This window comes from Nonomuraea sp. B19D2, from assembly GCF_040137845.1.
In the GTDB taxonomy this organism is placed as follows: Bacteria; Actinomycetota; Actinomycetes; order Streptosporangiales; family Streptosporangiaceae; genus Nonomuraea.
Genome location: NZ_JBEFAK010000006.1, coordinates 336,513 through 357,504, shown reverse-complemented (window position 1 = coordinate 357,504; position 20,992 = coordinate 336,513). Strand labels below are relative to the sequence as shown.

Genomic DNA, 20,992 nt, shown 5'->3' with positions numbered 1-20,992 from the left:
CGGTGTGAGGTCGTATTCAGGAGGGGCCGACTTCAGGAGGTGCATCGTGGGAATGGCAGAGCGGGTCGATGAGGTCCTGCGTTCGGGCAAGGCGCCGAACCTGCACGGGCTCGTGGTGATGCGGGACGGGCAGGTGCTGGTCGAGTGGTACGGGGCCGGGTGCGAGTGAATGTAGCTATCGTCCCACAGGTCAATTCGCGCCCCCAGCCGTTGCGTCCCCGGAGGTCCGCATGTTTCCCTTAGCCGCTCATAAAAGAAGGGGGGTGTGGCGAACCATCTCCGGCCTCGCTGTTCCTCTTTTTGTGGCCGGGTCCCTCAATTTCGCTGCCCAGCTCGGAATTATCGCCGTTCTGGGGCGTATGGGGGGAGAGGCGATTTATGTGCGTTCCCTGTATCAGCCTGTCAGCCTCATCGTCCTTGCCCTGAGTGTGGGCTTCGCGGTCTGCAACCAGGTCGCCGCCGCGATCAGCAAGGGGGCCGGGCGCCCCCAGGACGTCATTTCGAACGCCGCCAGCCTGGCCAGGGTATGGCTCGGGCTCGGCACGGCACTGTACCTGGTCCTCGCGGTCGCGGCTCCCTCCCTGACCGGTCTCCTCCATGTGGACGCCGGACTGCAGGACACGTTTGCCTCCTTCCTGCGCTGGACCAGCGCCGCCAGTCTGCTGGCCGTCGGGGCGGAGCTGTGCGCGGCCAGCCTGCGCGGCTATGGGTATGTGCGACAGGCCACCGTCCTGGTCATCTGTACGGCGAGCGTGCGGATCGGCCTCGTGGCCGGCCTCGGGCTCGGTGCCGACATCGGGATCGCGGCGGTGCCCATCGCCGAGGCGGCAGCGGGTCTGACCGGCCTGACCATGGGCCTGGTGCTGCTGCGCCGCACCGAGCTGTGGCATCCGCCGGCCGCCCGGATCTGGCGGCGCGAGGTGTTCACCGACCTGCGCCGCATCGGTGTGCCCATCGCCATGTCCTTTCTCGTGCTCTCGGCGTACAATCTCGCGGTCATCGGCGTCCTCGGGGACTACGGGGAGAACGCCGTGGCCGGGTTCACGGTCGCTTCCACCCTGCAGAGCGCCGTGCTGCTGCCGGGCATGGTCCTGGGTACAGCCACAGCGATCACCATCAACCAGCAACGCGGCGCGGGCGAATGGCGGCGAATACGTGAATCGATGCGCGGCGGCATCGAGGTCACCGTCGTGACCTACGTGGTGATCGCGGCGCTGGTGTGGTCACTGCATGACCCGCTGGCGCGGCTGATCGGCGGCGACGCCGGGGTGGCCGCAGCTACGGGCAGTTACCTGAGCGCCGTGGCGCTCACCTACGCCGTCCAGGGACCCGTGCTCGCCTCGCTGACCGTAATGGAGGAGACCGGCGGCGGCTTCCGGGCCATCGTGCTCAACGCAATCTACTTCGGCCTGATCGTCGCGGTCGGCGCGGCGGCGGCACACGCCGTCGGCAGCGCGGACGGCTTCTACGCCGCGGTGGCGTACTGCAACCTGATCGGCGTGACGGTGCCGCTCATCGCCGTACGACACATACGAAAACTGTCGCAGCTGAAGGTCAGGTTCGGGTCTCCAGCAGGCGGACGATCCCGGGTGGAGGGCGCCGGCGTCGTCGCGTACTTCGGCCACCATCCGCATGCCGCCGCCGTCAACCGTGCCGGGCGAAGTCGTCGGGGGCGCTCCAGTCCACCAGGGCCGCGCCGTAGTTGAGGCCCGCGCCGAACGCGACCAGCACGGCACGCTGCCCCGGCCGCAACCGCCCTGTGTCCATCGCCTCGCGCAGCACCAGCGGGAGCGAGGCACCCGACGTGTTGCCGATCCGCTCGATGTTGGTCAGGGTCTTGCTCAGCGGTACGCCCAGGGTGTCCAGCACGCCGTGGACCAGCCGCAGGTTCGCCTGATGCAACGCGAAGAAGTCGATGTCCGCCACCTCCAGCCCCTGGTCGCGCACGAACGACTCGATGAACTTCGGCAGCGTGCCCAGCACGAAGTCGCGGATCTCGCGGCCTTCCATCGTGGTGAAGTTCTCGCCGAAGGCGGAGGCCTTGGACCTTCCGTCCGCGTCGAGGCGTGCCTCCCGCGCCACGTACGCCGTCCAGTACCCGGCAGGTTCGGTGCGCAGGGTCACCCGGCGGACGCCGCGGCCGGCGCGGGTCCGTTCGAGCAGGTAGCAGGCGGCGGCGTCACCGAAGATCACGCCGATCGTCCGATCCTCCGGGTCGAACGCCTTCGAGTTGACGTCAGTCAGCACCACCGCCACGCGCGCGTACTCACCGGACTGGACGTACCGGTGCCCGACGTCGAGCGCGAAGACCCCGCCGGGGCAGCCGCCGGAGTTGACGTCGAAGCCGGCGCCGCCGGCCATGCCCGCCTTCCTCATGATCGCCACGGCCGTGCTCGGCAGCATGAGTCGGGCATCCTGTTCAACCACGAGTCGCCGCGCCGCGGCCGGGAGTTCGTCACCCGCAAGATCACGCGCGCGGTGGCGCGGATCGCGCTGGGCCTGCAGCACGAGCTGGTCCTCGGGAACCTGGACGCCATGCGCGACTGGGGATTCGCCGGGGACTACGTCGAGGCGATGCATCTTATGCTGCGGCAGGACCGGCCGGACGACTATGTCATCGCGACCGGGGTGACCCATTCCGTGCGCGAGTTCCTCGACGTCGCCTTCGCGCAGATCGGCGTCGGCGACTGGTCGCGGTACGTCCGCACCTCCGCGCATCTCGTCCGGCCCGCCGAGGTGGACCTGCTCGTCGGCGACTGGAGCAAGGCCGAGTCCGCCCTGGGCTGGCGGCCGAAGGTGGGGTTCGAGGAGCTGGTGGCCATGATGGTCGCCGCGGACCTGGACGCCGAGGCCCCCGCCGAGACCGCTCCGGTGCTCGCCGGCCGGCAGGCACCGATGGGACCGTGGCGCTCAGGCACCGCCGCCGGAGCCATCGCCACCTGGTGAGCCAGTAGAGGCGTGGACATGCGTGCCGTCATCTCGGCAATGATCGGGATGGCCATGGCCGCCACCGGCTGCACGTCGGTGGTGAAGGAGCGCGAACCGGCGGCATGCAAAACGGAGTAGCCGCGATCGGAGAGCACCATCTCGTACGCCAGACGCTGCTCGGCCGGCAGGACGAACTGGTCGCGGTTCTTGATCTCGCCCGCGGCGACCTTCAGCAACTGCTTGGACGGGCGGATGGCGCTGGACTCCAGGAGATCGGCCGCCGCGGCGCCGGGCTCGGGCGCGAACTGAGCCCTTGAGGCAGTGGTGTCTTGCTGAAGAGCCGGGTGCGCTCGTCCTCAACGTGGTCATAGAGATGGTGGATGTCCGGATCGCTGGCGTTGTGCAGGTAAGCAACCCCGCGCACCGCGTTCCTGTGCCGGCGAACGCGGCGCCGTGCCCTTGCGCCGACTCAGCGTCGACCCAAGCCGAGCCGGTGAGCGATACGCGCCATCAGCTGGGACATCTTTGACGGAAAGGCGTCGGGCTCGGGAACAGTGACGGGGCGGACGCGGCCGTTGTGAATAGCGCTGATCTTCCAGCCCGTTTCTGTCCGCACCACGACGATGGTCTGCCGCGACAGCCGCCGCTTGGGGAGCGTGGATCGCCACGGCATCAGGACGGAGGCCGTGCCGTACACGATCGCCACGTCCGGCGTGACGTAGCGGATCGATTCCAGATCTCCGACCAGCGCCGAGCCGGCCAGTACGCCGCGGAAGAGCTTGTCATGGTTGTGCTGGTGCTGCGGGCGTCCGCGAGCGATGGTGCCGTCGTAGGAGACGTAGTCGGAGTCGTCCGTGAACAGCGCACCGAACGCCTCGGCGTCACCCGCCGTCCAGGCTGCCATGAAGTCAGCGAAGAGCCCTTCGATCCGAGCAGTGTCGCCGGTGCGCGTGCTGGCGGTGGATCCGGTGAGGATGGTTGAGCGCATGGTGGTGCCTCCACAGATGGTATTGTTTCGACCAACGAAATGTACGATATCAGAAAGCTTCGAATGTCGAAACATGGTGTCATTGGAGAGATCGCCGTGGAGCTCCGGCTGCTGCAGCAGAGCTTCGACGTCTTCGACGAGGCCGCCGCCACCCGGCTCCGCCTCAACCGCACCGACCTGCGTTGCCTCGACGTGGTGCTGGCCGACGGCCCGGTGCCTGCGGGCCAGATCAGCGCCGCGCTGAAGCTCAGCCCGGCGGCCACCACCACGGTCATCGACCGTCTGGAACGCGCAGGAATGGTGGTCCGCTCCCCCGATCCAGGCAACCGCCGCCGCGTCCTGGTCACCGCGACCGAAGCCGCCCGCTCGGCCGAGGCCGAAATCTTCGTCCCGGTCGGTCAGGCGGGCGCCCGGGCGCTGCAGCGGTACGGGACGGATGAACTGGCTATCATCCTCGACTTCCTGCGTACTGCCCGCAGAATCCAAGAAGAGCAGGCCGCCAGCGTCAGGGCCTCGTCCTGAGCTGGGACCGGGCAATGCGATGAGGGCCGGGCCAGGGCGAGCACGAAGATGCGCCGGCGGCCGAGCAGGTCGGCCGCCCGGCCGCCGAACAGCAGGAAGCCGCCGGCGAAGACGACGTAGGCACTTACCACGAGCTGCTGGATCTGGCCGGGCAGCCGGCTGGTTTCACCCCTGACAGGAAGCGCCCTCGTTGAGGACCGATCAATCTCTTGGCGGTCCGATGCCGGCGTGGCGAAAGTAGTAGATAGACAGATCATCTTTTACGGAACTATCTGCTAAGGTCCTACTTGTCGTCGCACCTTCGACCACAGGAGATGTCATGTCCACGCGCGCCCTCATCGTCGACCCGTCCGCCCCCGCGAACATCGGCTTCGGCGAGATCGCAGACCCCGTCGCCGGACCTGGGCAGTTGCTCGTTGACGTGGTGCATGCCTCGCTCAACTACGCCGACCTCAACAACGCGATCTCCGGACGCGTTCCGGCCGGGGCGCCGCTGGGGCTCGACGCGGCCGGGATCGTCCTGCAGGGGGCTTCGGACGGCTCGGGCCCCGCCGCCGGGACCCGCGTGGTGCTCTTCGCGGACGGCGCTTTCGCCGAGCGGGTGGCCGTCGATGTGTTGGCGGTGGCCGAAGTCCCTGACAGTGTCGGCCTGGCCGAGGCGGCGGCACTGCCGACCGCGGGCCTGGCCGCGCTGCGCTCGCTGCGCGCCGCCGCGGTCGCACCAGGCAAGCGCGTGCTGGTGACCGGCGCCTCGGGCGGCGTGGGACGGTACGCCGTGCGACTCGCCGCCCATGCCGGGGCGTACACCATCGCCTCGGTCGGCTCCCCCGCTCGCGGCAACGGCCTCGCCTACGCGGGAGCCGATGAGGTGGTCGTGGGCCTGGACGACATCAAAGAGCCCGTCGACATCGTCGTGGAGACGGTCGGCGGACCCCACCTGGTCACGGCCTGGGAGCTTCTCGCGCCCGGCGGCAGCCTCCAGTCCGTCGGGTGGACCTCGGGAGAGCCGGCCGTCTTCCCGCCGTACGCGACCGTCGGTCCGCCCAAGACGCTCACGTCCTACGTCAACCAGTTCGGGGCCGCCGAGGACCTGGCCGAGCTGGTACGGCTCACGGCCGAGGGCGCCCTGGTCCCTGAGATTGGCTGGCGCGGCTCCTGGGAACGTTTCGCCGAGGCATCCGACGCGTTGCGCGGCCGGCGCGTACCGGGGAAGGCGGTCTTCGACCTCAAGTGACGTGCCTGCGCTCCTCGGCCGTGCAGCGGGAGCCAGCCAGCCAGCTCACAGCGCTGCGGACAGCCCGGGTGGCACCGACCAACACGCGCTCCGCGCGAATGCCTCGATCCCCATCGGACCGATCCACAGCGAGGAGCAGGTGGGCCAAGCCTTGGGACCGCCCTCCACACCCTGCTTCGGAGCACTCGCGCGATCCACCAAGGGCGACTCGACGACTCCGATTGGACGAAGCTCGTACGTCATGACTCCTCCCTACCGTGGGTCGGCCCGACGGGCCAGCCCCGTTTTCCGCACGTCGGGATAGTTGAAGGTCGCCCGGGGTCGTGGTCGATGCGCTCGCCTGTGCGCGCGTTCCAGAAGCGGATCACGTCGTCGGCGCCGAAGCGCACCCGTGCTATCACCAGATTGTTGTCGGCGGTGAAGGCCAGACTCTGCGCATTTTCGGTCAGCTGGGCACCCAGCGGTCGTACGTCCCACGGGTAGAGCGCGTACTCCGGGATTCTCTGGACGACGGCGACCGCGCGGTCTGGGCTGAAGGTCAGGTAGAAGGAGTCAGCACTGGTCTCGCGCGGAGGCAGGGGCCAGCTTCGGGGCCGCCACCCTGGAGGGCGCCACCACTTCCACTACGACGGCCGATCGGCCGACATACCAGCCACCTGGCCCTCGGGACGTTCCGCCCGGGCTTCCGGGGTGGATGACGGTTGCTGTTCCAACGGTGGTCGCCTGCGCAGCAGGAGTGCGGTCAGGCCGCCCGCGACCAGGCCCCAGAACGCCGCGCCGATGCTCAGGATCGTCATCCCCGACGCGGTGACCACGAAAGTGACCACCGCGGCCTCCCGTCCCTCCGGCTCGGTCACCGCGCTGGCCAGCGACGAGCCGAGCGCCGACAGCAACGCGAGGCCGGCCACCGCGATGACCAGCACGGGTGGGGACAGCAGCACCAGAGCCATGGCCAGGCCGGCGCCGAGCCCGAGCGTCAGCTGCCCGGCGCCGAGGGCCACCGTCGCGATCCACCGGCGGGCGGGGTCGGGGTGGGTGTCCGGGCCGGCGGTCAGCGCTGCGGTGATCGCGGCCAGGTTGACGGCGTGACCGCCGAACGGCGCCGCTGCCGCGCTCGCCAGGCCGGTCGCGACGAGGACCGGGCGCAGGGGCGGCGTGTACCCGTATGTCGCCATGACCGCCATGCCGGGGACGTTCTGCGCAGCCATGGTGACGAGAAACAGCGGGATGGCGATGCTCACCACTACGGACGGGTTCAGCGTCGGGGTGGTCAGCTCGACCGCGGGCCGCAGCGCCGCGCCGGACAGGCCGTTGCCGGGCCCGTGCACCGCGATGGCGATGACCGCCGCGACGAGCGCGCCAGGAACGGCCCACTGCCGCAGGTACCGCTGTAACACCGCCCAGGTCAGGACGACGGGCACGGCCAACAGCGGGATGTCGACGACGGCGCGGACCGGTGCGGTGCACAGGCTGAGGATGACGCCCGCGAGCATGGCACCGGCGATCGGACGCGGGATGGCGGCGATCGCCCGGGCCGGCCAGGGCGACAGGCCGGCGAGGAGGATGAGCCCGGCGCAGACGATGAACGCGCCGACCGCGGCCGGGAAGCCGCCGGGCACGGGACCGGTCGCCACCAGCAGCGCCGCGCCAGGGGTGGACCAGGCGATGCTGATCGGCATGCGGTATCGCAGCCCCAGGAAGAGCGCCGCCGCCCCGATGCCGCAGCAGAGGGCAAGCAGCCCGGACGCGGCTTGCCCCGGCGTCGCCCCGACGGCACGCAGCCCGGCGAGCACGACGGTGAACGAACTGGCGTAGCCGACCACCGCACTGACCAGCCCCGCCATGACGGCCTGCACCCGCACGCCCACCCCTCAGTGTCGCCAGACTCCCAATCGTTCCGTTTACGGAACGAACCATAACCACGTGGCCACCGCGGGACAAGCCCGGCGGCGGAATGCAAGGATTGCCGGGTGGACGGCCGTGACACGGATATCGGGAGCCGGCTGCGGCGATTGCGCGAGGCCCGCGGCATCTCCCTGTCGGCGCTGGCCCGCAGCGCCGGCATCGGCAAGGCCACCCTGTCCGGCCTGGAACTGGGCACCCGCAACCCGACGCTGGAGACGCTCTACGCGGTGGCAGGAGCCTTGGGCGTACCGTTGACGGCCCTGGTTCTGGAGCCCGGCGCACCGCCCGCAGAGGCCGTCCGCGTGCCCGGCGCCGCCGTAACGGCCACCCTGCTGGAGGTCTTCGAGGAGCCGACCGCAACGTTCGAGTTGCTGCGCATGCGCGTCCGCCCCGGCATCGTGCAACACTCGCCACCCCACGCCCCCGGCGTGACCGAACACGTCACGGTCTACGCGGGCGTGCTGCGCGCCGGCCCGGCCGACGCGCCCCTGCTGGCTGCGGCAGGCGAGCACATCTCCTGGCAGGCCGACGTCCCACACATCTACAGCACTGTCGGCCCGGACGAAGCACTGGCCACCCTACTGATCCGCTCTCCCCGACAGGCCTGAGCCAAGGTCAGCGCCTGTTCCTGAACCTCTGATCTCGGGTGGCAGTCATTCTCGCCCATGGCCGATCAGTATGGTGAAATAGCGATCAGGCGACATCCCGCGCAGTGGCACGCCAGTCACGCCACAGGCACGGTGCAGGACGACGATGGTCACAGCCAGAAAGGCAGTGTCAATGTCCGGCGCGCAGTTGTACGACACCATCGGAGCCACCTACACCGTGACACGGCGCACTGAGCCGCGCATCGCTGCGCGGATCTGGGCTGCGCTCGGCGACGCCCGGACCATACTGAACGTCGGGGCGGGCACCGGGTCCTACGAGCCCTCCGACCGCCACGTCCTCGCGGTGGAACCGTCGGCGCTCATGCGTTCGCAGCGCCTTCCGGACGCGGCGCCGTGCCTGGTTGGATCCGCCGAGAGCCTGCCGTTCGATGACCAGTCCTTTGACGCCGCGATGGCCGTTTCGTCCGTTCATCACTGGCAGGACCCGATTGCCGGCCTGCGCGAGATGCGGCGGGTTGCTCGCCGCGTGGTGGTGTTCACGCACGACACCAGCGACACCGGATGGCGTCATCGGTTCTGGCTTACTCGCGACTACCTGCCTGAGGTCGCAGACCTCCTGTCGGCCGGCCTTCGGTGACCGAGCAGGCCAGCGCGATCGGAGCCCGGATGGAACCGGTGCCCATACCGTGGGACTGCGCTGACGGCTTCTTCGAGGCCTACTGGCGTCGGCCGGAGGCGTACCTGGACGAGAAGGTCCGTCGCGGGGTATCGGTTTGGGCCAGAGTCGGGCCGGACGCCGAGCAGCGCGCAGTGCACAGCCTCCGTGATGACCTCGCATCCGGTCGGTGGGCTGAACGCAACCGAGAACTGGTCGATCTCGATGCGGCAGAGCTTGGCCTTCGCCTGCTGATCGCCTGAATCCCCGCCGCAGCTGGAGCTGCTCGAACACTTCCAAGGCGGTCACCTCGTCCGGTGCTCAGCAAACAGCCCGTACTCGACCCGCCAGATGTCGATGGAGCGCACCTGCATCGACCGGCCGCCGGTGAGGACCCGGTCGCCCCCTACATCGTGCGGAACGTCGGGCGCGGTGACCGGACTTCGGGTGATCTCCTCGTGCGCTCCGGCTAACGACCTGTCGCCCAGGGCATCAGCTCGGCCATCAGGGCCTTGCTCCACGGCCGGGCGAGAGAGCACAGCTCCTCGCAGCGTGCGGCGCCAAGTGCGGTGTACGGTGCCGTCCCCATCCGGTCGGTGGCCTCTTCGATCTCCTCACGCCGCCTGCCGCCTTCCTCGGTGAGAGATCCCTTGTTGAGCCAGCCGCGCTCCTCCAGTCCCTGTACGGCGGCCGCCCAGTCGGCCTCGGACCACCCTCGCGTACGCCGGAGTACCTCGGATGTGACGGTGCCGGTGGCCGCGTGGGTGACGAGGGCCTCGATTCCGCTCAGGCCGGCGGCCAGGAGGGCGGCGAGATGGCCGTCGCCGCGATACTCGCGCAGCAGGGTCTGGGCGTGCCAGAGCACCAGGTGGGGAGCCTTCGGCCAGGGCAGTGCCGCGTGCGCGGCATACAGCGGCCGGCCGCTGAGCTCGCCCGCGACGGTCTCCGCCGCCCGGCGGGCCAGCGCTGCTGCCCGCGACATCTCCGGGGAGCCCACGGCATCGCCCAGCACGCGGCGCAGCGTGGCGTCGGCCGATTCGAGCCGGGCGGCCAGGATGTCGGAGGGGGCGGCGATCTGCCAGGCGGCCGGGATCGCCTGCCGGACCAGATCAGGGTTGAAGTTGTAGAAGGTCGCGATCACCGCTTCAGCGGGAACCGGGCCGAGAGCGGCGGCCCGGGAGGCGAAGTACCCTGTCCGGCCGCTCAGCCCGAGGCTCTCGTAGGCGGCTCCCGCCTCGGGAGAGAAGTAGATCATGCCGTGCAACGGCTCCAGAGTGCGCCAGGTCCGGCGTTCCAGCGTCATGCCAGCGAAAATACCGACCAGTCAGTATGGCGTCCACAATTCTTGAACCCCGGCCTCAACTTCGGAGAACGGATCGCATGTGGTTCCCGGTAACCCCAGCTCTGCGTGCTACACGCATGGGGGGCCGGCCGTCGTCCTGGACCACGGCTTCCCGGGGCTGGCGTTTCGGGAAGAGCAGCGGCTCGGGTTGTGCCTCCGGAGCGTACTGGGCTCCCCGGACGTTGACGCGCATCGGTGTATTACCGGCTCTTCACAGTTGAGGGTGTAGTTGCGGTCTGAACCCGCCGGCTTCGAGCAGGCTCCTGGCGATGTAGTTGGTGAGGTTGCGGAACCCGAGGGCGGAGCCGCGCAGGTGCTCGAGTCGGCCGTCGAGGTCGCCGGTCGATGTCGGTTCCCCGGCGATATCGCCTGATCCTTCTTCGGCACTTTGGGACTGGAGCTGGCCATCGCCGAGGGTGGGGTCTGGGGCGTGGGCGTGGGTGTCAGCGGTGAGGTGGGCAGGACAGGGCGTTCGGCAACGCTCAGGCGAGGCTGCCTGCAGTGCACAAGACTGCGATTCCTTGAACTTTCCGCTATTCCGCAGCTACCCGATGTCGCGTAGGCCCAGCAAGGTTTCGGTCGCACGTATCGCAGCCACGTTGCTTTTCACGTCATGCACCCGGATCAGCCGCGCTCCGTTGAACACGCACATCGCGTTCGCGGCGACAGTCCCGCTCGCCAACTCCGGCGCGCCCCGCCCGACCCCCAGCGATTCCCGGATGAAATGCTTGTTGCTCGTGGCACACATCGCGGGGTAGCCGAGCCTCGCGATATCCGCGAACTGGCGGGTCACGTCCAACGAATGGAAAGTGTTCTTGTTGAGATCGTGCCCCGGATCGATATAAATCCGGTTCGGGCTGATGCCGCACTCCAGCGCGTGGGCCACCCGGTCCCGGAGGAACGCCACGACCTCCGCCGTCACGCCGTCGCCATAACCCGGCCTCGACAGACGGATGCCCGGACCTGTGAGGCTGTGCGTGATGATCACGCTCATACCGGTCTCACCGATGACCTCCGCCATTCCTGGGGTCTGCAGCCCGTACGTGTCGTTCACGATGTGCGCTCCGGCCTGGAACGCCGCCAACGCGACCTCGGGCAGATGCGTATCCACAGAAATGATGGCATCCGTTTTCTCTCGGATAGCCTCGATGGCAGGCACTACGCGGTCGATCTCGGCCTGCCCCGGCAACTGTTCCCGAACACCGACGAAGGCTCGTCCGCCGATATCGATCCAATCAGCCCCGTCCGCCATGACCTGCTCGGCCCGCGAAACGATCGCCGCCAGGTCCATGGACTTGTTCGGATCCAGGTTGGAGTTCGGCGTTCGATTCAAGATTGCCATCACGACCACTTGCCGAGAGAAGTCGAATTCTTTTCCGCCGATCACCCGGACGGGCTCGATCAGGTCTGGAAAGAACGGCGATAGTGCAAGGCTCATCACTCAGTCCTGCCCTCAGTATTGTGATTTCAACATGGCGAAACGGCCGCCGACCACGAACGCCGACAACGTTACAAAGAGTCCCAGTATATCGACGACTTTCAGCCGCCCACCCCTCCCCTATTCTCGCCACCAGCCGTGCGCCAGCATGTTCCGGATCTGCTCGCGGTCGTGTTGATCTGCATTTCGCGCATATAATCTTGATGCCAGCGCCTTTTCCGTCCGTCCCAGGCACGAGAACGCTCTGACCCTACGGAAATACAGATTACCACCGCCTCACCTCGACCGATCATGTGCGTCCGGATGCCGCAGGCGGCGAGCGCGGGGAACGTGCAGATCAAAGCATCGCCGCACTCCGACAACCATGTGTGCGCGCACTCATGCAGCTGCCGGAGACGGAACTCCAACCGCAATCTCTGGTCTCGCGCATAGACCACAGTCAAGCTCAGTCAGCCATGAATGCCCGCTCAGGCCGACCAAGCATTGCACCTGCCCTCAAATAAGCTGAACCCTTTGGGATTTCGGTGACTCTTCCAGCGGTCGCAGCCGTTTCGCCCCCTTTCCCGCCGATGAGGTGCGCCGGCACCTGACACTCTAGCCACCACACCATAAAAGGCCACCGCGGGGTGGCTTGACGAAGATCCGCGCAACCAGCCAGCCGGAGGCGAAAAAGCCGAGTTGTCCACTCATGACACAGTGACCGTAATACGACTTACGGGTGCTCTTAAATGCGGTGTCGTCGTTTCGACGCAAGCGGCTGTCACCCTCCCGAGGCTGCCAGGAGGTGCTCAGCACTCGCGCCGGAGAGCCGCCCGCACCACCTTCAACACCTCGGCGTCGTGGCGAGCCCTCCGCGAGCGGGCCGACCGAGTCAGGGTCTCTTCCGCTCGTTCGTCGCCTCGGCCGGGGCGCTGAGCCGAGTATGGGCGGCTGATCGGGTACGTCGCCGGTACTCGGTGGGTGTCAGCCCGACCAGTGTCCGGAAGCGGCGGGCGAAGTACGTCGGGTCGTCCCAGCCGACGGCGGCGCCGACCCGGGCAGCCGGCAGGGTCGAGTGCGCCAGTAACGTGGCGGCGCGCTCGGCCCGCAGCCGGGCCAGGAAGCCCAGGGGCGTCAACCCGACGTATTGCCTGAACAGCCGGCCGAGATAGGCGGGGTCCAGGTTGACCGCTTGGGCGAGGTCATCCAGCCGCCACGGATGGGCAGGCGCGGCCTCGAGCCGGGCGATGGTGGCGGCGACTGCGGGGTGGATGGTGGACTCGAGCGTCTGCCGTTCGGGGTCGCGGCCGTCGGACAGGACGCCGAGCACGGTGATCAGCCGGCCCAGCACCCGGCCCGGTCGGCGCTGATCGGCTCCGAGGTCCCGTTCGAGCAGTCCGATCTCCGCGATGGCCGCTTCGGCGGCCGCCGGATCGACGGTCGTGAGCGCCACGCCGTGCGTGCCGGATGCCACCGGATCGGTCCACAACATCCGGCGGAGCATCGGGATGTCGTACAGGGCCGCCAGTTCGGACCGTAGCGCCTGGGCGGACAGGCAGCAGTTGGCGACGGTCAGGTCGGTGCAGTCCCGGAACCCGTGCCAGGCACCGGGGCGGAGCACGATGACCTGCCCGCGCCGTAGCGGGTGCTCGCCCTGGCTGGTCACGTGCCAGCCGTGACCGGTTCCGATCACGGCGATCTCGAGGAAGTCGTGCGCGTGCGGCTCGATGTCGGGGTTCGGGTGGTGGACACCTGCCAGGACCGGGCTCCCGGCGAACAGCGCGTGCTCGTGCAGCGTGGCAGGCATGTCGGGATCGTACGAGTACTCGCCGGGATCGGCCTAGCCCAGAGCGGCACACCACGACGACGCTTGCAGCATCCAAACGGCAAGAACCTTGGAGGTCAGAGATGGCAACGACCACGACCGGGCAGTCCGGCAGCGACGTCGGCGCCGACGGCCGGGTGCCGGAGGAGCTTGTGGCGGCGTACCGCGAATACGGTTTCGTCCGGGTACGAGGCGTTCTCGAGCCCGACCAGGTCGAGCGCTTCCGGGCCGGCGCCGAGGCGTTCCTGGAGGCACACCGCGCGGAGAGCCTGGAGAAGCAGGGCGTCTTCAGCCAGCTGGTCAACGTCTGGCAACGCGACCAGACGCTGAGAGAGCTCACGTTCGACCGGCGACTCGGCCGGATCGCCGAACAACTCGCCGGGTTCTCGCTGCGGCTCTGGCACGACCAGATGCTGGTCAAGGAGCCGCACAACAACGCCGCCACGGAGTTCCACCAGGACCGTCCGTACTGGCCGCACGCAGGCGACCGGCTCCCGCTGTCGGCTTGGATAGCGCTGGTCGACGTCCCTCCGGAGCGGGGCTGCATGACCTTCCTGCCCGGCACCCAGCATCGCATCGGCCTGCGCCCGCAGGACCTCCACCACGAGGAAGACCTGTTCGAGCTGGATCCGTCTCTGCGCTGGATCCCCCGGGTCACCGTGCCGCTCCGCGCCGGCGACTGCACCTTCCACAGCGGCTACACCGGCCACATGGCGCTGCCCAACCGCACCGACCAGGCCCGATTCGCGCACGTCACCATCTACATGGACGCGGCGACCCGCTACAGCGGGGCCGGGCACATCGTGACCGATCCTCTCGGACTCACCGTGGGCAAACGGTTGGACGGCGACGCCTTCCCCCGCCCCTGGGCATAGACGGCTGCCGCTGGGCAGCCGTCTTGGTGCACTTTGTCGCCGAACGTTGCCGTCTGGACCGTCGTCTCCTGCTCACTCCGTGGTTGCTATCCGGGCGCTGTCGGCGCGTCGAGTAGTCGCTGGAGGTCGTCGAGTAGTTTGGCGTCAGCCGCCAGATGTGCCTCGGAGTTGTCGAACAGGGCGTCTGCCAGCGGTGACAGTCCTGCCTTCGCCTCGCGACCGGCGGCCAGGGCCGTGCTCCTGGCCGCCAGTTCCCGGGCGGAGGCGGCGATCAGGTCACGGGCCTCGCCTGACTCCAGCAGGGTGTGCCAGCGCAATGCGAGGGCGAAGTCGGAGCGGGCGGAGTGGGGCGGCGCGGCCAGGGTCTTGCGCAGCAGGTCGTGCAGCGTGCGGCGCCCTTCGGCGGTGATGGCGTAGACGCGCCTGAGCCGGTCACCCGTGCGCTCCTCCGCATGGGTCTGCGCCAGCCCTTCGTGCTCCAGCTTCGCCAACGCGTGGTAGATCGAGCCAGGTTTCACGTCGGTCCACTGCTCCAGCGCCCCGGCGGTCGCGAGCTGGTTGATCTCGTAGCCGTGCCGCGGCCCCTCATGGAGCAGGCCCAGGACGAGCAGTCGGGTCGACGACACGCAACACCTCCGCTGGATAGTCAAGCTTGACCATATCAGCGACCCATGCTCTGATAGTCAAACTTGAATAAACAAACTGGAGTATCAATGATCCTCTTACGACGCCGGATGCACGCGCTGGTCAGCGCGTACACAGAACTCGGCAGGTTCAGCGGCGCGGTGCTGGTCGCGCGCGGCGAGCGGGTCCTGTTCAGCAAGGGGTACGGCCTCGCCAGCCACGAGCACCGCGTGCCCAACACGCCGGCCACGGCGTTCCGCATCGGCTCACAGACCAAGACGTTCACCGCGATCGCGATCCTGCAACTCCAGGAACGGGGCAGCCTGCGTGTGCACGACCCGATCGAGCGGCACCTGCCCGGCTACCCGCGCGGCGACCGGATCACCCTGCATCACCTGCTCACCAACACCTCCGGCATCCCCGACTACGTCACCACGGAGAGCTTCACCCGCGTCATGGGAGCACCGCACACCAGGCGGCAGCTCATCGACGAGTTCAAGGACCGGCCGCCGCTGTTCGAGCCGGGCGAACGCATGAGCTACAGCAACTCCGGCTGGGTCCTGCTCGGCGAGGTGATCGAGCGGCTCTCCGGCCTGACCTACGGCCAGTACCTACGCCGGCACCTCTTCACCCCGCTCGCCATGCACCACACTGGCCTGGACGACGGCCGGCAACTCGTCAAGGACCAGGCCCGCGGCTACATATCCGCCGACGGCCGGATCACGCCCACCCCGTACCTCGACAACTCCAACCAGGACGCCGCGGGCGCGCTCCACTCCACCGTCGAGGACCTGCACCGCGGCAACCGCGGTCGCCACCGCCTGCTGCACCCCGACTCGCTCGCCCAGCTCGTCAAGGCACACGTCGAGGCCGACGGCACCGCCTACGGCTACGGCTGCGCGGTGAGCCCCGGCCGTTTCGAAAGCGCCGGCGGGACCATCGGCTTCGTCAGCATCTCGACCCGCTATGAGAGCGACGACCTCTTCGTGTCCGTGCTGTCGAACATCGAGAACGCCGCCTTCACCGACATCGAGCGAGGCCTGGCGGCCATCGCCCGAAGCGAGCCGTACGAACTACCCAGCAGGCGCGTCTTCGTCACCATCGATCCCGCCGTCTTCGATCGGCACGTCGGCCGCTACACCATGCGGTACGCGGGACGCACCTCCACCATGGACATCACCCGAGAGGGCGACCGGCTCATGGCCGAAGTCCACGGACTGGCCAAGACCGAGCTGCGCCCCATGTCCGAATCACGGTACTTCGCCAGGATGAAGGGCGAAGTGGAACTGGACTTCCACCCGAGCGGGACGGCGACGCTCAACTGGGCAGGACGCGACGTCACCGCCGAGCGAGTGGATCCGAAGACCCACATATAGCGTAAATTGTTGCCCGCCGGTCTCACTATCCGCCGACAACAACTCCTTTTGAGTAGAGCTCGAGGATGACAGGAGCCCAGCGAGAGGAGCCTGTATGGCGACTGATCTTGCGACTGAAGCCGGCGACTCTGCTGTCATCCCGGGCGCGGCGGAAGCAGCGGCAGGCCGATATGACGTGGCCCTGCGCCTGCTCGAAGGGGTTCCAGCGGCCGACCCCAGGCATCGTGACGCCCTTCTCCTCCGGCTCAAGGTCCTTCTCAAAATGGGCCGATACAGAGCCGCTGAGCGAGTCGCCGAGCAGTGCGTCACGCAGCCCTTCCCTGCCCGCCTGCTGGAAGTGGCCGAAATCTGCTCGCTGGAGGACGCGGATTTGCTCGCCGCACGGCTCGCAGGACGTGCGGTCGCCTTCGATCCCTCGTCCTGGGAGGCGTACCACGATCAGATTCGCTACCTCGGCTATGCGGGCCGCCCGCTGGAGGCGCTCCGCCTGGCCAGGCTCGCTGTCCGGCGCTGCCCTGAGAGCGTGGAGCTCTGGAGAGATCTGGCCCGATCGGCGGAGCAGGCCGAGCTTCGCGGCGAGGCGCTGCGCGCGCTGGACGCCGCCCTGTCGCATGCCCCTGATGACGTGGCACTGCACCGCGCCCGGGGTGCCCTGCTCCTGGACCTGCTGCGCCTCCCGGAAGCGGCGCAGGCATTCGAGGCCCTCCCTGACGACGCTCGGGCGGACATCGCCGTCGAGTACCACGGTCACGGATTTCCTGACGTCGCGCTGGACTTCGTCGACCGAGCGCTGGCAGACGATCCTGAAGACGTCCGCCTCCGCCTCGCCCGCATCGACTACCTTCGCGAGGCCGCACACTTCGACGAGGCCGAAAGGGAGTGGCAGCTGCTCCGGGAACACCAGACCGGCGACCCACAGGTGGTCGAGCGCCTCATCGAGCAGGGGCTCCTGGATGATGCTGATCGCGTCGCCGGCACTCCTGATCTGCTTGTGAGACTCGCCCACTCCTATGGCGAGCGAGAACGTGACCTCGATGCGCTGGCTGCCGCCGAACGGGCATTGGCCATCGACCCAGTCGATGATCGCGTTCGCCGATCGGTGGCGACGTATTTACTCAAGCTGCACAGGGATGGCGAAGCTCACGCACTCATCGATGGATGGGCTCCCGAGGACGTCGCCTCGCTGTACGAGTCGGCGGACCGGGCCGAAGACGCGATCACGCACTGGCGCGCGGCTGCCGAACGAGCCCCCTGGGACCGAATCCACGCGGAACGTCTGGTGGATGCCCTCACCGACGCAGGGCGGCACAGGGAGGCGGCGCGCGAGTTGCGGAAGGCGATCGGCCGCAGGCCGGAGGACCCCGACGGCTACCTGCTGAAGCAGCGCGTCCTGGAGGAAAGGGGCAGGCGCCGCCGGGCACTCGGCGCGGCCCGTCGAGCGGCCGCTCTCGCTCCTGACGACCTGCGGGTCCAGTCGGAGTATGTCGGCCAGTTGCTCACGCTGCGTCGCTTCCGGCGCGCCGAGCAGACAGCGAGGGCGGTGGCCTCCCGCACGCCCGACGGCGCGGACTTGCTCTGCCAGATCGCGGACGAGCTGATCAGCCTGGTCCGTTACGAGGACGCGCTGCGGATCGCAAGGGAGGCCGCACGGATCGACCCCACCGGCCGCCGGCCGATGGAGGTGAGCGCGCACGCGCTGTACGGGCTGGGCAGGGTGGCCGAGGCCGACCGGATCGCCAACCGCCTGACAGCACTGGCTGGAGGCGGGGCACGCGGGCTGCTCGACGTCGCCGGATGGTTGTCGAGCGTCAACGAGGACACCAGAGCGGTCGGCTATGCGGAGCGGGCGCTGGACGAGGTGCCCGGCAACGCCGAAGCGACTGCGGCGCTGGCCGAGTACCTCTACTACTCCGGCCAGAAAGCGGAATGCCTGCGAGTGGCCAGGCAGGGCTTGGCCGGACATCCGGCGAATGTCGATCTGTGGTTGTGGCTGATCCGCAACGCCGATGCACGTGATGCGCCGGCTCTGGCGGCCGAAGCTCTTGCCGCCTTTCCGGAGAACCAGCACGGGGACCTGCTGATCCGGCTGGCCGCATCCCTCGAGTACTGGGTGCGGGCACCCGAGGCGGCTCTGGACTACTACGAACGGGCGCGCAAGACCGAACCCGACGCGTTCCTGGGCATTTCGCGCACGCTCCAAGAACTCGATCGGCCCTTCGCCGCGCTGGACCTGTTCAATGTGGCCAGCCATCCGCAGGCGGCGCAGGGACTCGCCGACTACTTCCGGCACCTGGGTCTACCGGTGCTCGCGGCCAGTGTGCTGGACGAGCGGGCCTTGTCGCGCCGAGCGTGGTGGCGCAGCGGTGGCCCGATTCGGCCACTGCGGCGTCTTCTGCACTCCACCGAGTGGACCATCATCTCCCGAGCCATGCAGCGCTGGCACGGCCCTCTGCGGATTCTGGACTCGATCGACGGGGTAGCCGCCGGCGATCTCGCGGACGCGCGGCAAGAAACCGAACATTACGTCCTTGGCCGGGTTCGGGTCGACACGTGGTGGTGGTGGGTGCTCTTCCACCTGAGGACCGTGGCGGGCATGGCTGGAGCGTGGATCATGTGGCCGGTAATCGGAACCTTCGCCCCCGCGGCGAGCACGGCCGCGACGGCGGCAGGGCTGATCATCGCGTGCGCGCTGGTCGGGACGCTCTTCCGCAAACCGTTCGGATACCTCACCGGCGCATCGATCTGCGGAGCTTGCGCCATCGGGGGTGCGGCGCTGCTTCGCATGTTTCCCACCACCGGAGCGGGCGTCGCAGGCGTGGCTCTGCTGGGCTTAGCGGCCGCGATCGTGACCCGCGGCGGCTACGTCAAGCTGGGCTCCCTGGTCAGCATCATCTGGATCAGCCGCATCCGTGGTGTGCACGGCAGGGGCGCCACCCTCGACGCGCTCTGTGACGCGCTCGACGAGGAAGGGCGGCGCAAGATCGGCCGTTGCATCGAGCAGGTCGCGCAGCGGATGGAACGCGACCTGCCGCGCTGGTTCAAAGGGGCGGGAGCGGCACCTGACGCCCAGCTCGACGGAACCCTTCGAGGAGCCGCTCGCGCTGTACGAGAGCTCCGGAAACAGGCGCTCGGACCGGGCAGGGAACGGGTGCGCGAGGAACTGCGCGACGTCGTACGAGCTGTCGCGTCAGGAGACCTCGCCACCCTGCGCCAACTCCCTGAACCACCGGTACCGGCCGAACAGCGGGGCTGGAAGGAGCGTCTACTGCTGATCAGCCGGACCGTCGTCGTGATGGGACTGCCCGTTCTGGCGGTCACCGCGCTGAAGCCCGTCATAGGACTGGAAGGCGACGTCTACCGGTCGGCGCTGCTCATCAGCATCGCTTGGGCGGTGTTCTGCCTGCTCCTCGCCATCGATCCGGCCCTGCGCGACAAGATCGAGACGGCTCGTGAGCTGCTCTCGTCGGTCGGGATAACGACGAACGCAGAGTCATCATCAGAGGCCAGAGCCAAGCCTGGGCACGAGGACTCGGGCAAAGAGCCGGGACCGGCGAAGCCGTGACACCGTTCCTGCCTGTGTCGGGCAAGCTGGGTGGGATCGTCCTCGAGTCAGATTCTCAGAGGAGACCGTGAACTGCATACTGGGGGCCTGGCCGCCGAGGCTGGTGTATGAGCCGCCGGGATCGTTGTCGCGCTGAAGCAGCCATCCGCCGGCGATGAGGGCGGCGGCACCGGTCGCCCCGCCGACGAGAAGGGCTCGCCTCCCCACCTTCCGAGCCGGAAGCACGTGAGGGTGCCCAGACGTGGCATCGCGCAGCGGTTACTCGGAAACCGTGTCCCGAGGGGAGGGCACTCGCGTCGCGGGCGGTAGCGAAGCCTTGCGCGCCGGTGCGGGTTGCGTGAGCTCGTTCAGGACCGCCGCGACTGTGGGGCGGCCGGCCTGGTCCTTGGCGAGGCAATGGACGATGAGCGCGCAGACGGAGGGCGGCACGCCGGTCAGGTCTGGTTCCGTGTTGAGCACCCGATGCACGATGGCAGGCAGGGTGGGAGCCTCGAACCGGCTGTGGCCGGTCGCGGCGAACGCCAGCACGCAAGCGAGTGAGAACACGTCGCTTTTCGGACCTGCGAGTTCGCCGCGCACCTGCTCGGGCGACATGTAGGTGAAAGTGCCCATGATCGTGCCATGAGCGGTGAGAGCGGAGGCGTCAACTGCGCGGGCGATGCCGAAGTCGATGATGCGGGGCCCGTCCTCAACCATGATCACATTAGCGGGCTTGAGATCCCGATGAACCAGTCCGGCTGCATGTACAGACAGGAGTCCTTCGGCCAAACCTGCGCCGAGCCTGCGCAGAGCGTTCTCGGGGAGCGGTCCGTGGTCGGCGACATGGCTGTGCAGGGACGGCCCAGGTATGTACGCGGTGACCATCCATGGTGGGTCGGCGTCCACAACGGGTGCGGTGTAGAAGCTGTTGACCTTGCGGGCGGCCTCGATCTCCCGGGCGAACCGGGCTTTGAACTGCGGATCCTGAGTCAAGTCCGGCCGGATGACTTTCACGGCGACCCGGCGGCCACCCAGGGTGGTCCCCAGGAACACGTGGCCCATGCCGGCGCGGGGGCACGGAGGTGGTCGCCCAGCTTGCCCGCGCCCAGGCCGAGCTGCTCCTCGTGCCCGAGGCCGAGCACCACTTCCATC

21 protein-coding genes are annotated in these 20,992 nt (G+C 68.4%); 12 read left to right on the top strand and 9 right to left on the bottom strand.

Features of this window, described 5'->3' with window-relative positions; genetic code table 11:
- Window positions 1–46 precede the first annotated feature (46 nt).
- Complete coding sequence (locus tag ABN273_RS14800) at window positions 47–169, top strand: hypothetical protein (RefSeq protein ID WP_349449335.1); 123 nt, start codon at window positions 47–49, stop codon at window positions 167–169.
- 61 nt (window positions 170–230) lie between these two features.
- Window positions 231–1,706 carry an MATE family efflux transporter gene (locus ABN273_RS14795; RefSeq protein ID WP_349449334.1) on the top strand — a complete coding sequence of 492 codons (1,476 nt, stop codon included), beginning with the start codon at window positions 231–233 and terminating at the stop codon, window positions 1,704–1,706.
- Here the strand turns inward: ABN273_RS14795 and ABN273_RS14790 are convergent.
- Window positions 1,645–2,403: a 3-oxoacyl-ACP synthase III family protein gene (locus ABN273_RS14790; protein ID WP_349449333.1), complete on the bottom strand. Its 759-nt coding sequence runs from the start codon at window positions 2,401–2,403 to the stop codon at window positions 1,645–1,647. The two genes, ABN273_RS14795 and ABN273_RS14790, sit on opposite strands and share 62 nt — an antisense overlap.
- Here ABN273_RS14790 and ABN273_RS14785 point away from each other — a divergent pair.
- Together ABN273_RS14785 and ABN273_RS14780 are read left to right on the top strand one after the other, a co-directional pair.
- A complete protein-coding gene (locus ABN273_RS14785; protein ID WP_349449332.1) occupies window positions 2,287–2,946 on the top strand; it encodes a GDP-mannose 4,6-dehydratase in 660 nt (219 codons plus the stop codon). The genes ABN273_RS14790 and ABN273_RS14785 overlap by 117 nt on opposite strands.
- A 104-nt stretch (window positions 2,947–3,050) precedes the next feature.
- The gene (locus tag ABN273_RS14780; protein ID WP_349449331.1) at window positions 3,051–3,245 is read left to right on the top strand and encodes a hypothetical protein; all 195 of its coding nucleotides are present in this window, start codon (window positions 3,051–3,053) and stop codon (window positions 3,243–3,245) included.
- A 152-nt stretch (window positions 3,246–3,397) separates the two neighbouring features.
- Here ABN273_RS14780 and ABN273_RS14775 read toward each other — a convergent pair whose 3' ends face one another.
- Window positions 3,398–3,991, bottom strand: a complete 594-nt coding sequence (locus ABN273_RS14775) for an SgcJ/EcaC family oxidoreductase (protein WP_349449330.1) — start codon at window positions 3,989–3,991, stop codon at window positions 3,398–3,400.
- Here ABN273_RS14775 and ABN273_RS14770 point away from each other — a divergent pair.
- Both ABN273_RS14770 and ABN273_RS14765 read left to right on the top strand, forming a co-directional pair.
- Window positions 3,980–4,438: a MarR family winged helix-turn-helix transcriptional regulator gene (locus ABN273_RS14770; RefSeq protein ID WP_349449329.1), complete on the top strand. Its 459-nt coding sequence runs from the start codon at window positions 3,980–3,982 to the stop codon at window positions 4,436–4,438. The two genes, ABN273_RS14775 and ABN273_RS14770, sit on opposite strands and share 12 nt — an antisense overlap.
- A 319-nt stretch (window positions 4,439–4,757) precedes the next feature.
- Entirely contained in the window at window positions 4,758–5,672 is a 915-nt protein-coding gene (locus ABN273_RS14765) for a zinc-binding dehydrogenase (RefSeq protein WP_349449328.1), read from the top strand.
- A 623-nt stretch (window positions 5,673–6,295) separates the two neighbouring features.
- On the opposite strand, the gene ABN273_RS14760 is transcribed toward ABN273_RS14765, so the two are convergent.
- Window positions 6,296–7,534, bottom strand: coding sequence for a benzoate/H(+) symporter BenE family transporter (locus ABN273_RS14760; RefSeq protein ID WP_349449327.1), 1,239 nt, complete (start codon window positions 7,532–7,534; stop codon window positions 6,296–6,298).
- A gap of 108 nt (window positions 7,535–7,642) precedes the next feature.
- Between ABN273_RS14760 and ABN273_RS14755 the strand changes: the two genes are divergently transcribed.
- The 3 genes from ABN273_RS14755 to ABN273_RS14745 all read left to right on the top strand — a co-directional run bounded on the left by ABN273_RS14755 (window position 7,643) and on the right by ABN273_RS14745 (window position 9,103).
- Entirely contained in the window at window positions 7,643–8,185 is a 543-nt protein-coding gene (locus ABN273_RS14755; RefSeq protein ID WP_349449326.1) for a helix-turn-helix domain-containing protein, read from the top strand.
- A 172-nt stretch (window positions 8,186–8,357) separates the two neighbouring features.
- Window positions 8,358–8,822, top strand: coding sequence for a class I SAM-dependent methyltransferase (locus ABN273_RS14750; RefSeq protein WP_349449325.1), 465 nt, complete (start codon window positions 8,358–8,360; stop codon window positions 8,820–8,822).
- A complete protein-coding gene (locus ABN273_RS14745) occupies window positions 8,819–9,103 on the top strand; it encodes a hypothetical protein (protein WP_349449324.1) in 285 nt (94 codons plus the stop codon). The genes ABN273_RS14750 and ABN273_RS14745 overlap by 4 nt, the downstream gene beginning before the upstream one ends.
- A 206-nt stretch (window positions 9,104–9,309) precedes the next feature.
- Here the strand turns inward: ABN273_RS14745 and ABN273_RS14740 are convergent, their stop codons facing one another.
- The 3 genes from ABN273_RS14740 to ABN273_RS14730 form a co-directional block, all read right to left on the bottom strand.
- Window positions 9,310–10,143 (bottom strand): SCO6745 family protein, encoded by an 834-nt coding sequence (locus ABN273_RS14740; protein ID WP_349449323.1) that lies wholly within the window; start codon window positions 10,141–10,143, stop codon window positions 9,310–9,312.
- A gap of 583 nt (window positions 10,144–10,726) precedes the next feature.
- Window positions 10,727–11,620 carry a dihydropteroate synthase gene (folP, locus tag ABN273_RS14735; protein ID WP_349449322.1) on the bottom strand — a complete coding sequence of 298 codons (894 nt, stop codon included), beginning with the start codon at window positions 11,618–11,620 and terminating at the stop codon, window positions 10,727–10,729.
- Between the two features lie 871 nt (window positions 11,621–12,491).
- Window positions 12,492–13,406 carry a helix-turn-helix domain-containing protein gene (locus ABN273_RS14730; protein ID WP_349449321.1) on the bottom strand — a complete coding sequence of 305 codons (915 nt, stop codon included), beginning with the start codon at window positions 13,404–13,406 and terminating at the stop codon, window positions 12,492–12,494.
- A gap of 101 nt (window positions 13,407–13,507) precedes the next feature.
- On the opposite strand from ABN273_RS14730, the gene ABN273_RS14725 reads away from it, so the two are divergent.
- Window positions 13,508–14,299: a phytanoyl-CoA dioxygenase family protein gene (locus ABN273_RS14725; RefSeq protein WP_349449320.1), complete on the top strand. Its 792-nt coding sequence runs from the start codon at window positions 13,508–13,510 to the stop codon at window positions 14,297–14,299.
- Between the two features lie 86 nt (window positions 14,300–14,385).
- Here ABN273_RS14725 and ABN273_RS14720 read toward each other — a convergent pair whose 3' ends face one another.
- The gene (locus tag ABN273_RS14720) at window positions 14,386–14,925 is read right to left on the bottom strand and encodes a PadR family transcriptional regulator (RefSeq protein ID WP_349449319.1); all 540 of its coding nucleotides are present in this window, start codon (window positions 14,923–14,925) and stop codon (window positions 14,386–14,388) included.
- Between the two features lie 87 nt (window positions 14,926–15,012).
- Here ABN273_RS14720 and ABN273_RS14715 point away from each other — a divergent pair, with 87 nt between their 5' ends.
- Window positions 15,013–16,299, top strand: a complete 1,287-nt coding sequence (locus ABN273_RS14715) for a serine hydrolase domain-containing protein (protein WP_349449318.1) — start codon at window positions 15,013–15,015, stop codon at window positions 16,297–16,299.
- A 94-nt stretch (window positions 16,300–16,393) separates the two neighbouring features.
- The gene (locus ABN273_RS14710; protein ID WP_349449317.1) at window positions 16,394–19,861 is read left to right on the top strand and encodes a tetratricopeptide repeat protein; all 3,468 of its coding nucleotides are present in this window, start codon (window positions 16,394–16,396) and stop codon (window positions 19,859–19,861) included.
- Between the two features lie 258 nt (window positions 19,862–20,119).
- Here the strand turns inward: ABN273_RS14710 and ABN273_RS14705 are convergent, their stop codons facing one another.
- Both ABN273_RS14705 and ABN273_RS14700 read right to left on the bottom strand, forming a co-directional pair.
- On the bottom strand, window positions 20,120–20,902 hold the full coding sequence (locus ABN273_RS14705; RefSeq protein WP_349449316.1) for a serine/threonine-protein kinase: 783 nt from the start codon (window positions 20,900–20,902) through the stop codon (window positions 20,120–20,122).
- On the bottom strand, window positions 20,851–20,991 hold the full coding sequence (locus ABN273_RS14700) for a hypothetical protein (RefSeq protein ID WP_349449315.1): 141 nt from the start codon (window positions 20,989–20,991) through the stop codon (window positions 20,851–20,853). The genes ABN273_RS14705 and ABN273_RS14700 overlap by 52 nt, the downstream gene beginning before the upstream one ends.
- Between the last annotated feature and the right edge of the window lies 1 nt (window position 20,992).